This window comes from Aeromonas sp. TS_SC_11, from assembly GCF_057318915.1.
This window is the reverse complement of record NZ_CM170470.1, coordinates 2,312,016-2,325,561: the sequence shown is the minus strand read 5'-3', so window position 1 is coordinate 2,325,561 and position 13,546 is coordinate 2,312,016. Positions and strand designations below refer to the sequence as shown.

10 protein-coding genes are annotated in these 13,546 nt (G+C 59.2%); all 10 read right to left on the bottom strand.

What is annotated here, in order from left to right:
* Positions 1-330: 330 nt before the first annotated feature.
* Positions 331-1,281 (bottom strand): acetyl-CoA carboxylase carboxyl transferase subunit alpha, encoded by a 951-nt coding sequence (accA, locus tag AC1P02_RS11025; protein ID WP_485185388.1) that lies wholly within the window; start codon positions 1,279-1,281, stop codon positions 331-333.
* 16 nt (positions 1,282-1,297) lie between these two features.
* Entirely contained in the window at positions 1,298-4,777 is a 3,480-nt protein-coding gene (gene dnaE / locus AC1P02_RS11020; RefSeq protein ID WP_021139728.1) for a DNA polymerase III subunit alpha, read from the bottom strand.
* A gap of 38 nt (positions 4,778-4,815) precedes the next feature.
* Positions 4,816-5,406 carry a ribonuclease HII gene (gene rnhB / locus AC1P02_RS11015; protein WP_485185387.1) on the bottom strand — a complete coding sequence of 197 codons (591 nt, stop codon included), beginning with the start codon at positions 5,404-5,406 and terminating at the stop codon, positions 4,816-4,818.
* A gap of 80 nt (positions 5,407-5,486) precedes the next feature.
* Positions 5,487-6,626: a lipid-A-disaccharide synthase gene (gene lpxB, locus AC1P02_RS11010; RefSeq protein WP_429193213.1), complete on the bottom strand. Its 1,140-nt coding sequence runs from the start codon at positions 6,624-6,626 to the stop codon at positions 5,487-5,489.
* Positions 6,619-7,410, bottom strand: a complete 792-nt coding sequence (gene lpxA, locus AC1P02_RS11005) for an acyl-ACP--UDP-N-acetylglucosamine O-acyltransferase (protein WP_005312092.1) — start codon at positions 7,408-7,410, stop codon at positions 6,619-6,621. Before lpxA ends, lpxB begins: the two co-directional genes overlap by 8 nt.
* Positions 7,411-7,415: 5 nt before the next feature.
* Positions 7,416-7,877, bottom strand: coding sequence for a 3-hydroxyacyl-ACP dehydratase FabZ (fabZ, locus tag AC1P02_RS11000; protein WP_005312091.1), 462 nt, complete (start codon positions 7,875-7,877; stop codon positions 7,416-7,418).
* Between the two features lie 24 nt (positions 7,878-7,901).
* Positions 7,902-8,921: a UDP-3-O-(3-hydroxymyristoyl)glucosamine N-acyltransferase gene (lpxD, locus tag AC1P02_RS10995; protein WP_042467152.1), complete on the bottom strand. Its 1,020-nt coding sequence runs from the start codon at positions 8,919-8,921 to the stop codon at positions 7,902-7,904.
* A gap of 3 nt (positions 8,922-8,924) precedes the next feature.
* Positions 8,925-9,437, bottom strand: a complete 513-nt coding sequence (locus AC1P02_RS10990; protein WP_011898992.1) for an OmpH/Skp family outer membrane protein — start codon at positions 9,435-9,437, stop codon at positions 8,925-8,927.
* Between the two features lie 148 nt (positions 9,438-9,585).
* On the bottom strand, positions 9,586-12,009 hold the full coding sequence (bamA, locus tag AC1P02_RS10985) for an outer membrane protein assembly factor BamA (RefSeq protein ID WP_058393483.1): 2,424 nt from the start codon (positions 12,007-12,009) through the stop codon (positions 9,586-9,588).
* A 34-nt stretch (positions 12,010-12,043) separates the two neighbouring features.
* Positions 12,044-13,396 carry a sigma E protease regulator RseP gene (gene rseP / locus AC1P02_RS10980; RefSeq protein ID WP_087756268.1) on the bottom strand — a complete coding sequence of 451 codons (1,353 nt, stop codon included), beginning with the start codon at positions 13,394-13,396 and terminating at the stop codon, positions 12,044-12,046.
* Positions 13,397-13,546 lie beyond the last annotated feature (150 nt).

Genomic DNA, 13,546 nt, shown 5'->3' with positions numbered 1-13,546 from the left:
GGCGCTGCCAGTGCGAGGTGGCAGAAAAAGGGAACCGGAGCAGTAAACATCGCTGTGAGTCAGTCTGGCCAGGCCATCCTGCGTACGTCTGAAGAGCATCCTTGCGGGCATTCCAATCGGGTCGATCGGAAGGGGGCCACTTTAAGCAAAACGGGAGCGGGATCCCACTTTTATTGGCCATTAACCACAGCTGAATTGATCCAACACAGGGGTTTTCGGCAAACGGGGTGCCGACTGATATCCATATGAACAGCACTTTACCGCGCCCAAAAAAGAAGGCCCCCGCATAAGCAGGGGCCTTTTGACGCCATTTATAGAAGCATGCCGGGCTTAGCAGTAGCCGTAGCCCATCAGGCGCTGGTAACGCTGCTCCAGCAGCTGTTCGGTCTCGAGCGGACGCAGGGCATTCAGATCCTGCTTGAGACGCTCCTTCAGGCGCTGTGCCATCAGGGGCACATCACGGTGGGCACCACCGAGAGGCTCTTCGACTATGGTGTCGATGAGCTTGAGCTCTTTCAGGCGCTGGGCCGTGATACCCATGGCATCGGCGGCCACGGGAGCCTTGTCGGCGCTCTTCCACAGTATGGAGGCGCACCCTTCCGGCGAGATGACGGAGTAGGTGGAGTACTGCAGCATGTTGACGCGATCACCCACGCCAATGGCCAGGGCGCCACCCGAGCCGCCTTCACCGATCACGGTGCAGACCACGGGCACGGTCAGACCGGCCATCACTTTCAGGTTGCGGGCGATGGCTTCAGACTGACCACGCTCCTCGGCACCCACGCCTGGGTAAGCACCCGGGGTGTCGATGAAGGTGATGATCGGCATCTTGAAGCGCTCGGCCATCTCCATCAGACGCAGGGCCTTGCGATACCCTTCCGGGCGCGGCATGCCGAAGTTGCGCTTGATCTTCTCCTTGGTCTCGCGACCCTTCTGCTGACCAATCACCATCACGGGCTCGCCGTCGAGACGGGCGATGCCACCGACGATGGCCTTGTCATCGGCATAGGCGCGATCGCCAGCCAGCTCGTCGAAATCGGTGAAGATGTGCTCGATATAATCGAGAGTGTAAGGACGCTGAGGATGACGCGCCATCTGGGATACCTGCCAGGCACCCAGATCGCCGAAGATCTTCTTGGTCAGCTCTTCGTTTTTCTTCTCCAGCCGGCGAATGTCTTCATTGAGATCGACAGCACTGTTGTGCTCACTCACATGACGGAGTTCATCAATCTGCGCCTGCAACTCGGCAATCGGCTGTTCAAAATCCAGAAAAAGACTCATAGGGCCTATAGATCCTCTAATCAAAAACCAATTCAACCCGCTCTCGTCCCAGCAGGACACGCAAGTCATCTATCAGTTGATCGGTGGGCGTCACCCGCCACTCGGTACCGAGCGTCAATCGCACCCGTGAGCCGGGGCGACGATAGTTTACCTGAACCGGACAGACTCCGGCACGGGCGGGTTCCAAAATCTCGCACAAACGCGGGAAAAAGCGATCATCAATCCGCTGTTCATCGAGGGAGATGCGGATTGCCCTGGCAAAACGCTCCCTCGCATCGTTGATATCCAGTAATTCACGGGCCGACATTTTAAGGCCACCGGAGAAGTCATCAAAGCTGACCTGTCCAGAAACCACCAAAATACGGTCTTTTTGCATCAATTCTTCATATTTTTCCAGCGCTTCACTGAACAGGGTCACATCCAGACGGCCGGATCTGTCGTCCAGGGTGAAGATCCCCATCTTGTTGCCACGCTTGGTCACCATGCTGCGGGCCGCGATCACCAGCCCCGCCGCCGTGGTAACCGTATCCCGGGAGGTGGGATGCAGATCGCACAAACGGCCGGACGTGTAGCGACGCAATTCGCCGCTGTACTGGTTGATGGGGTGGCCGGTCAGGTAAAGGCCGAGCGTCTCCCGCTCCCCTTCCAGCCACACCTTGTCAGGCCAGTGCGGCACGTTGGCGAACGCCTTCTTGACGTCGTCAATCTCCTGGGTCAAGACCCCGAACATGTCGACCTGACCCACGGCCTGTGCCTTGGCGTGCTGCTCGGCGGCGCGCATCGCCTCTTCCAGGGTCGCCATCAGGGCGGCGCGGTGAGGACCGAGCCTGTCCATGGCGCCGGAGAGGATGAGTTTTTCCATCACCCGCTTGTTGATCTTCTTGATGTCGACCCGGTTGCAGAAATCGAACAGATCGCGAAACGGGCCGTCCTGATCCCGGGCGCTGAGAATGGCGTCGATAGGGCCTTCCCCCACCCCCTTCACAGCCCCTATGCCGTAGACGATGTGGCCATCTTCGTTGACGCTGAACCGGTAGCGACCGGTATTCACATCCGGCGGTATCACTGTGAGCCCCATGCGCTGACATTCGTCCACCAGGGTCACTATCTTGTCGGTGTTGTCCATATCGGCGGTCATGACCGCCGCCATGAACTCGGCCGGGAAGTGGGTCTTGAGCCAGAGGGTCTGGTAAGAGACCAGCGCATAGGCGGCGGAGTGGGATTTGTTGAAGCCGTAGCCCGCAAACTTCTCCACCAGATCGAAGATCTTTACCGCCAGTTCGCCGTCGATGCCGTTCTTGACCGCCCCTTCCTCAAACCCGGATCGCTGCTTGGCCATCTCGGCCGGGTTTTTCTTGCCCATGGCCCGGCGCAGCATGTCCGCACCACCCAGGGTGTAGCCCGCCAGCACCTGGGCTATCTGCATCACCTGCTCCTGATAGAGGATGATGCCGTAGGTGGGCTCCAGGATCGGTTTGAGACTCTCGTGTTGCCACTTCTCGTCCGGATAGGAGATCGCCTCCTTGCCGTGCTTTCGCTCGATGAAGTTGTCCACCATGCCCGACTGGAGCGGGCCCGGACGGAACAGGGCCACCAGGGCGATCATGTCTTCGAAACAGTCAGGCTGCAGCCGTTTGATGAGATCCTTCATGCCGCGGGATTCGAGCTGGAATACCGCCGTGGTCTCGAACCGCTGCAGCAGATCGAACGACTTCTTGTCGTGGATGGGGATGGCGGCGATGTCGACCGGCGGCTTGCCCTCTTTGGCAAGACGCGGGTTTATCATGCCGAGCGCCCAGTCGATGATGGTCAGGGTACGCAGCCCCAGGAAGTCGAACTTCACCAGCCCGGCGTATTCCACATCGTTCTTGTCAAACTGGGTGACAGGGTGATTGCCGGAGTCGTCGCAGTAAAGCGGCGCAAAGTCGGTGATCTTGGTGGGCGCTATTACCACGCCACCTGCGTGTTTGCCGGCGTTGCGCACCACGCCTTCCAGCCGGCGCGCCATGTCGATGAGGTCTTTGACCTCCTCGTCCTGCTCATAAAGCTCGGGCAGCTTGGGCTCGGCCTCGAATGCCTTGGCCAGGGTCATGCCCGGATCCGGCGGGATCAGCTTGGAGATGCGATCGACGAAACCATAGGCGTGGCCCAGCACCCGGCCCACGTCCCGTACCACCGCCTTGGCCGCCATGCTGCCGAAGGTGATGATCTGGGACACCGCATCCCGGCCATACATGTCGGAGACGTGCTCGATCACCTCGTCCCGTCTGTCCATGCAGAAGTCGACGTCGAAGTCGGGCATGGATACCCGCTCCGGGTTCAGGAAGCGTTCGAACAGCAGGTCAAATTCCAGCGGGTCGAGGTCGGTGATCTTGAGCGCGTAAGCCACCAGTGAACCCGCCCCCGAGCCCCGGCCCGGGCCAACGGGGATGCCGTTGTCCTTGGACCACTGGATAAACTCCATCACTATGAGGAAGTAACCCGGGAAGCCCATCTGGTTGATGACTTTCAGCTCGATCTCGAGGCGCTCGTCATACTCGCCGCGCTTGACGGCGCGCACGGCCGGATCCGGGAACAGGAAGGCGAGACGCTCTTCCAGGCCCTCTTTGGATTTGGCCACCAGAAAGTCTTCGGTGGTCATGTCGCCGGTCGGGAAATTGGGCAGGAAGTATTCACCCAGACGCACAGTCACGTTGCAGCGCTTGGCGATCTCCACCGTGTTTTCCAGCGCTTCAGGGATGTCGGCAAACAGCTCGGCCATCTCCTCCTGGCTGCGCAGGTACTGCTGCGGGCTGTAACGGCGCGGGCGACGCTTGTCCATCAGGGTATAGCCATCGTGGATGGCAACCCGGATCTCGTGGGCGTCGAAATCCTCGGCGTTGAGGAACACCACCTCGTTGGTGGCCACCACCGGCAGCTCGAACTCGGTGGCAATGGCCACCGCCATGTGCAGGTAGACCTCTTCATCGGGTCGACCGGTACGCAGCAGCTCCAGATAGTAGGCGTCGGGAAAGTGGGTCTGGTAGAAGGCGAGACACGACTCCGTCATCTGCCGGTTGCCCTTGAGCAGGAACTTGCCCACGTCCCCCTCCCGTCCACCCGAGAGCACTATGACCCCCTTGGCGTGATCGGTGAGCCACTCCTTGTCGATGACGGGACGCCCCTGCACATGGCCACGCTGATAACCGCGGGAGATGAGCAGGGTAATGTTCTGGTAGCCGTCATTGTCCATGGCCAGCAGAGTGAGGCGGAACTGCTCGTCCCCCAGCTCACTGCTTTGCACCCAGAAGTCGGCCCCGACGATGGGCTTGATGCCCTTGCCGTGGGCGGCGCCATAGAAACGCACCAGACCGCACATGTTCATCTGGTCGGTCAGGGCCAGCGCCGGCATGTTGTTGGCCGCAGCGGCTCCGACGATAGGATTGATCTTCTGCAGACCATCGACCATGGAGAAATCGGAGTGGACGCGCAGGTGGATAAAACGGGGTTCAGCCATCGTCATACCCTCTCGTTGCTCAAACAGAAATGCATTGGCTATTCGATCCCAAGTGCATGGCGCACCGGCTTGAAACTCTTGCGATAAGCGGCCAAGGGCCCGCGCTCGGCCAGAATGGCGAGGTGCTCAGGGGTCGGATAGCCCTTGTGACGGGCGAAACCATATTCGGGATGACGGCTGTCCAGCGCTGTCATCTCCGCATCACGAGTCACCTTGGCCAGAATCGAGGCGGCGCTGATGGCGGCCACCAGGCTATCGCCCTTGACCACGGCGCGCGCCTCCATCGGCAATGCCGGGCAGCGATTGCCGTCGATAAAAACCAGATCTGGCGTCACCGTCAGTCCCGCCACGGCGCGCTGCATCGCCAGCATGGTGGCATGCAGTATGTTGAGCTCGTCTATCTCTTCGGGACTGGCGCGGCCGATGGCCCAGGCCAGCGCCTTGGCCTTGATCTCGTCAAACAGCGCCAGACGCTTCTTCTCGGAAAGCTTCTTGGAATCAGCCAGCCCGGTGATCGGGTTGGCCGGATCCAGGATCACGGCGGCGGTGACCACATCACCCACCAGGGGGCCACGACCCACCTCGTCCACCCCGGCAACCAGCTTGTCTTCGGGAATATCGATCATCATCTTGCAGCCTTGAATCAAAACAGGCCCCGCAGGGCCTGACATGGGGTAGATGAGCGCAGCGCTATCGGCCACCCTGCCTGTTATCTGCCGAGCAGTTCGGCCACCGCATCCGCGGCCTGCACATCGGCGTTGCAGCGAATGCTCTGGTGCAGCCGGGTGAAAGTGGCGATGAGTTCACGGTTGTCGTGCTCCAGCAGCTTGCTGACTTCATCCACCAGATTGTCCGGGGTGCACTCGTGCTGAATAAGCTCGGGCACCAGCATCTGATCAGCCAGCAGATTGGGTAGCGACACATAGGCGGTCTTCACCAGCCGCTGAGCCAGCCAATAGCTGAACGGTTTGAGCTTGTAACCCACCACCATGGGCTTTTTCACCAGCATGGCTTCCAGCGCTGCGGTACCTGAGGCAAGCAGCACGGCATCGGCAGCTATCATGGCTTCGCGACCCTGACCTTCCAGCAACACCATGTCGAGATCCGGCGCCAGCTCGGCCTTGATGGCCATGAACTGCACCCGTCGCGCCTCGTTGACCAGCGGCACGATGAAACCGAGATCCGGATAACGTACCGTCAGCCGCTTGCAGGCCTCGAGAAATACCGGTGACATGAAGCCCACCTCGGCGGTGCGACTGCCGGGTAACACGGCCAGCCAGCGTCGGCCCGGGTCAATGCCGAGCGCCTGGCGCACGGCAGCCTGGTCCGGTTCGAGCGGGATCGCATCGGCCATGGTGTGGCCCACGAACCGGCAAGGGGCAGCAAAGCGATCGTAGAAGGCTTTCTCGAACGGCAGGAAGGCGAGCACCATGTCGGTGGCGGCCTTGATCTTGTGAATGCGGTTCTGACGCCAGGCCCAGACAGAGGGACTGACATAGTGAACCGTCTTGATACCGGCGCGGCGCAGCTTCAGCTCCACCCCGATATTGAAATCCGGTGCATCCACCCCGACGAAGATGTCAGGCGGATTGGCAATGAAATGGCGCAGCAGTTCACGGCGAACCTTGAGGATGCGCGGCAGACGGCCCAGCACCTCTGTGATCCCCATGACGGAGAGCTCTTCCATCTCGAACAGGGCCTTGACGCCGAGGGCCTGCATGCGCGGCCCGGCGATCCCTTCAAACTGCGCATCCGGATAACGGCGCTGCAGCTCGCGCACCAGCCCGGCGGCCAGAATGTCGCCGGAGGTCTCTCCGGCGACGATACCGATGCGAACGGGATCAGGCACGGATGATCCCGCGCTCGTTGTCCTTGAGGAAATCCACGTAGAGCTGGACGGCCGGTTCGGTGGCCGCCATCTCTGTCAGCACGGGCAACACCTCTTCGACTGTCTTGCCGGAGCGGAAGATCTCTTTGTAGGCACGCTTGACGGCGGAGATGGCTTCAGCGCTGAAACCACGGCGACGCAGGCCTTCGGAGTTGACCCCGAACGGCTTGGCGTAATTGCCAGCGGCCATCACGTAGGGCGGCACATCCTTGTTCAGGGCGGCGCAGCCACCGATGAAGGCGTGGGAGCCAACGCGACCGAACTGGTGGATCGCGGAGAGACCACCGAAAATCACGAAGTCACCGATCACCACGTGGCCCGCCAGGGTCGCGTTGTTGGCGAAGATGCAGTTGTCACCGATGATGCAATCGTGGGCAACGTGCACGTTGACCATGAAGAGGTTGCCGCTGCCCACCTTGGTCAGGGATTGATCCTGGATGGTGCCGCGGTGCACAGTGCAGTTCTCGCGAAAGACGTTGTTGTCGCCAATCTCGAGGAAGGTGCGCTCGCCGGCGTACTTCTTGTCCTGGCAATCCTCACCGATGGAGGTGTGCTGGAAGATCTTGTTGCCACGGCCCAGTTTGGCCGGCCCCTTGATCACCACATGGGAACCTACCCAGGTGTTGTCGCCGATTTCCACCTCGGCGCCGATGACGGAAAAGGGGCCGATTTCAACCCCTTTACCAATCACCGCAGACTCATGGACGATGGCAGTATCGTGAATGATGGCAGTCTGGTCGATCACGTGTATTAAACCTCGCGTTTGGCGCACATCAGCTCGGCGGTACAAACCACTTCACCGTTGACCGTGGCCACACCGGTGAACTTGGCAATACCGCGACGCTCTTTCAGGAACTCCACGTCGAGCACCAGCTGATCGCCAGGGCCAACAGGACGCTTGAAACGAGCGTTGTCGATGGAGGCAAAGTAATAGAGTTCGTTGGGAGACGGCTTGCCCACCATGGTAAAGGCCAGGATACCGGTGGCCTGCGCCATGGCTTCCAGGATCAGTACGCCGGGAAACACCGGCTTGGCCGGGAAATGTCCCTGGAAGATCGGCTCGTTGAACGAAACATTCTTGATGGCACGCAAGGTTTTGCGCTCATCGCTGATCTCGTAATCGTCGACCCGATCCACCATCAGGAACGGATAACGGTGGGGCAGCAGATCCATGATTTCCTGGATGCCCAGGCTCTTCTTTTCAGTAGTCAAAACAGTACCCTATACCAATCGTGATTATTCTTGATCCAGCTTCTTCTCAAGCTTGCTCAACCGCTTGTGCATCTCTTCGATACGCATCACCCGGGCGGCGGTCTTGCGCCACTCTTTATTGGTTTGCAGAGGGATGCCGGAAGAGTAGACACCGGGCTCGGTAATGGGTCGCATCACCATGGCCATGCCGGTAACGGTGGCCTGATCGCAGATCTCCATGTGCCCGTTAAAGACGGAGGCGCCGCCAATGATACAGTATTTGCCGACCTTGAGACTACCAGCCATCACGGTGGAGCCTGCCACGGCGGTGCCGTAGCCGATCTCGACGTTGTGGGCGATCTGGCACTGGTTGTCGATGATGACGTTATCCGCGATGCGGGTATCTTCCAGCGCGCCGCGGTCTATGGTGGTGCAGGCACCAATCTCGACCCGGTTGCCTATGGTCACGCCACCGAGCTGGGGGATCTTGATCCACTCGCCACGCTCATTGGCATAACCGAACCCATCGGCCCCGATCACTGTGCCGGATTGAACCAGACAGTCGGAACCCATGGTGATGTTGTGATACAGGGTGACGTTGGCCCACAACCGGGAGCGCGCTCCCAGTCGGGTATTCTTGCCAACAAAACAGCCAGGGCCTATGCGTACGTCATCCCCCAGCACGACGCCGGATTCGATCACTGCATTGGCCCCGATGGCCACTCTCTCGCCCAGTTGCACGTCAGCCGCAATGACGGCGCTCGGATGGATATCCGTGGCCGGCTGCGGTGTAGTGTCCAGCAGTTGGGCTACCCGGGCAAACCCCACATAGGGGTCTTTGAGTACCAGGGCATTGGTGGGACAAAATGGCAGATCCGCTTCTGTAATGAGCACGGCCGAGGCCTTGCTCTGCTCCAGATAATGCCGGTACTTTTTATTGGACAGGAAGGTGATATCCCCCTCCCCGGCCTTTTCCAGTGTCGCTACCTTGCGGATTTCCAGGGTTCCGTCGCCATGGATCTCGGCCCCCAGTTGCTGGGCCAGCTGTGCGAGAGTGAATGCCATCAATTAGTTGCTCTTGCTTACCTGAGAAATAACCTGGCCGGAGATGTCCAGCTTGCTGGCTGCATAGGGCGCAGCATTGCGCTCAAGCACCAGATCATAGCCATTGCTCTTGGCAATGGAGTCGATGGCGGCTTGTACCTTGGTCAGGATCTTGTTGCGCTCTTCGGACTGACGACGACCGTTGTCCTGCTCAAACGCTTGACGCTTCTGGTTGAACTCCATCTGCAGCTTGGCCAGTTTTTCCTGGTTCTGCTTCTTCTGATCGGCGCTCATGAAGGCTTCATCCTTCTTGAACTTCTCGACCAGCTTCTGACCGTCGGATTCCAGCTTCTGCAGCTCACGCATACGCGGCTCGAATTCACCTTTCAGCTTCTTGGAGACAGCTTCACGCTGGGGCAGCTTTTGGAATACTTCGCCCATGTCGACCACGGCGATCTTGGTCTCGGCCAAGGCAGAGCCCATGCCGGCAGCCATCAGTGCAAAACTCAAACCAGCTACTTTCAACGCTTTATTCACACTAACTCCTTGTTCCCTCATGTGAGGGCTACCTGATTTACCTGATTATGCAAGTGGTACCCGGACCGACTTGTTACCTGGTGAGGCGCGCAAACTGCGCGTCCCATCATTGAATACCCCCACCGGCGGGGTGGGGGCGCGTCCGTCCTTAGAAGGTACGGCCGATATTGAACGAGAAGAACTCTGTCCTGTCCCCTTCGTACTCCTTGAGCGGACGGGCAATCGCGAACACCAGGGGTCCCATGGGGGACAGCCACTGCAGCGACAGACCGGCCGAGGCACGGTAGTTGGTCGGGTCCGAATAGTCGGTCAGATAGTTGCAACCACTGAAACAGCGGTTTTGATACTGGGCATAGTCAAAGGTGGTATCCCACACTGAACCCGCGTCGATGAAGAAGCTGGTGCGCAGCTGAGGCTGATAGGTTTCGGACGCAAACGGCGTCGGTACTATCATCTCGAGGGAGGCCACTGCCAGGGCGTTGCCACCCACCGAGCTGTCGGTACCCTGAATGACGTCGTTACCGCTCAGGTTGTAGTAGTAGAGCGCCTTCGGACCTACCGTGTTGCTCTTGAAGCCACGCAGTGTGTCAAAACCACCGGCGAAGTAGTTCTCGAAGAACGGCAGGACGTGATCATAGTTGCCGTTGCTGCCATAACCGTTGCCATAAGAGGCGCGGGCCTTGGCCATCAGCACCCATTTATGGTCCGCATCGAACGGGAAGTAGTGAGCATCTTCGGCGTTCAGCTTGAAGTACTGCAGATCCATACCGGGCACTGTCACCTTGGCGTTCACACGCTGACGGTCACCCGCGGTCGGGAACATCCCCTTGTTGAGGGTTGAACGGGTCCAGCCGGCGGTGACGTCAACAGTGTTGAACACCATGCGGTTGTCGCCATCCTTGTTCTTGCTGTACACCTTCCAGAACTCGTCCACCTGCAGATAGGGGTTTGGCTGGGACAGTTTGTTGTTCTCGATCCCGAGGCTGAAGTCGAGGCGGTTGTTTTCGTTGACCGGGAAACCACTGGAGAGGCGGAAGCCAACCGTGGTGTTCTCATAGTCGACGATGTTGGCATCGGCCGCACTGAACTGGTTGTAGTAGAGGCGCCCGCCCAGGCTGACACCGTCCACGGTGAAGTAGGGATCGTTGTAGCTGAGGTCGACGCTCTTGGAGTACTTGTTGGTACTGGCGGAGATACCGATCTTCTTGCCGGTACCCATGAAGTTGTCCTGCTGCAGGCCTGCCTGCAGGCTCAGGCCCGATTCGGTACCATAACCCACACCGGCGTTGATGGAGCCAGCTGGCTGCTCCTTGACCTTGAAGTCGAGATCGACCTGGTCATCGCTGCCCGGTACCCGCTTGGTGTCCACTTCCGCGGTTTCAAAGAAGCCGAGACGGTTGAGACGGGTCTTGGACTGCTCGACGCTGTCGGAGGAGAGCCAGGTGCCTTCCATCTGACGCATTTCGCGGCGCAGCACTTCGTCCTGGGTAGTGACGTTGCCGCTGAAGTTGATGTTGCGCACATAGACACGGGGACCCGGCTCTATGTTGACGATCAGCTCCACTTCCTTGGTTTCGTCGTTAACCTGGGGGAAGGTGACCACTTTCGGATAGGCATAGCCGTAACGACCGAGGAACTTGGAGAGCACCTCTTCGGTGTGGGTTACCTGACTGGCAGAGTAGGTGCTGCCTGCCTCTATGGGGATCAGGCCCTTCATCTCGCCACCACGGTCGATCAAATCGCCCTTGAGCTGGACGCCGGAGACCTTGTACTGATCCCCTTCCTTGACGTTCAGGGTCACGTAGACACCCTTCTTGTCAGGGGTCATGGAGACCTGGGTCGACTCCTGGGCGAAGCGGATATAACCGCGGTCCATGTAGTAGGAGCGCAGGGTTTCGATGTCGCCGGCCAGTTTCTGTTTCTGGTAACGCTGGTCACCGGTGAAGTTCCACCAGGGTACATCGTCCTTGAGGGAGAGCTGGGCCAGCAGTTTCTCTTCCGGGAACACATTGTTGCCGACTATGTTGATTTGCTGGATCTTGGCCGCTTCCCCTTCCACGAAGGTGAACTTGAGGTCGACCCGGTTGCGCGGCAGCGGGGTGACGATGGCCTTGACCTTGGCGGAGTATTTGCCCACGCCGTAGTAGAAATCTTCCAGACCCTTCTCGAGGGAGCTCAGCACGGTACGATCCAGTGGATCACCCACCCGAATGCCGGAGGACTCCAGGCTCTGGGTCAGCTGCTCTTCCTTGATATCCTTGTTGCCTGAAAATTCGATACTGGAGATGGTCGGCCGCTCCTTGACCGCCACTTGCAACACCTGGCCATCACGGTAAACCTTCACATCCTCGAAGTTACCGGAGGAGTAGAGCTTTTTGATGGCGTTGGCCAGGGTCACGGAATCGACGGTGTCGCCAACCCGGATCGGCAGGTTCAACAGGGCGGCACCCAGCGTTACACGCTGTAAGCCGTCGACCTGGATATCTTGCACCACAAAAGAGGCAGGGGCCGCCTGGGCCAGGAAACTGGCACCCAGCAGGCAACTCAACACCAATGCTTTTTTAACAGCCATTTTGTTCTTGTGTGTCCTTGTTGATGCTCTGGCCTCAGAGGCGAGCGAAATCATTAAATAGCGCAATGCCCATCAGTAACATCAGAATGGCGGCGCCGATCCTGAAACCCACTTCCTGAATTTTGTCTGATACCGGCTTGCCGGTGACTGCCTCGATGAGGAAGTAGACCAGATGGCCTCCGTCCAGCACCGGCAGGGGAAACAGGTTGATGATCCCCAGGTTGACGCTGATCAGCGCCAGGAAGCCGAGGAAATAGACCAGACCGTAATCGGCACTGCTGCCTGCCCCCTTGGCAATGGAGATGGGACCGCTCAGGTTATCCAGGGAGACGATGCCACCAATCAGCTTGCCAATCATGTCAAAGGTCAGCGTGGTCAGGCTCCAGGTCTTCTGGGCTCCCTGCCACAGGGCCTGCAAAGGCCCATACTGTAACAGAATTCGATACTCATCCGGTAATGGAACCAATTGCGGTGACAAGCCGACAAAACCGACCAGCTGGCCACGCACTTTTTTCACATCCGGAGTCAGGGTCAGGGTCAGTTCACTGCCTGCCCGCTCCACCACGACCTGTAATGGCTGCTCGGGGGACTGCTGGACCTGGTGCACAAACTGGGCCCACTCGGTGACCTCCTGCTCGCCCACCCGCTTGATGCGATCGCCGACCAGGATACCGGCCTTCTCACTGGCGCTCGCAGGCACTATGGCCTCGACCACGGGCAGTACCTTGCCGCCGAGGGGCACTATCCCCAGGCTGCCGACGGGGGACTCTTTGTCCGGATCGAACGTCCAATCCTCCAGCACGAGAGTCTTGTCCACCGCATAACTGGTGTTGGCCGCTTTCAGCTTGAGCTGGACGGCATCATCACCCAGGTGGCTGATGAGGGCATAGGTCACGCTCTCCCAGTCACCGGTCGCCTTGTCGCCGACACCGACGATCTCCATGCCGGGTTCAATCCCGGCAGCCGCCACTATGGAAGCGGGACGCACCTCCCCCACCACGGGTTTGACGGCAGGGACACCGATCATGAACATCAGCCAGAGGGCAAACAGGGCAAACACGAAGTTCGCCATGGGGCCCGCCGCCACTATGGCCATGCGCGCCCAGACACTCTTGTGATTGAAAGCAAATTGCTCATCGCCGGGTTTGAGCTCATCGACCCGACCATCCAGCATCTTGACGTAACCGCCGAGCGGGATCAGTGCCAGCACATATTCGGTGCCATCCTTGCCCATTCGGCGCCAGATAGCCTTGCCAAACCCGATGGAGAAGCGCTCGACCTTGACGCCGCAACGGCGGGCTACCCAGAAGTGGCCGAACTCATGCACCGCAACCAGCAATCCGAGGGCGATGATAAAGGCACCAATATTCCACAGCACGCCGCCCATCAGCCGATCACCTCGAGATCACACCCATTCGAATCACCGAAGGAGGCAGTAACAAAGGCAGGTTTGTCATTCCACAGCACAGCACTCATCAGCCAGTTACCTCGATTTCATGCATGGTCCGGTACCCAAAGGCAACGATAAAGGCAGCAC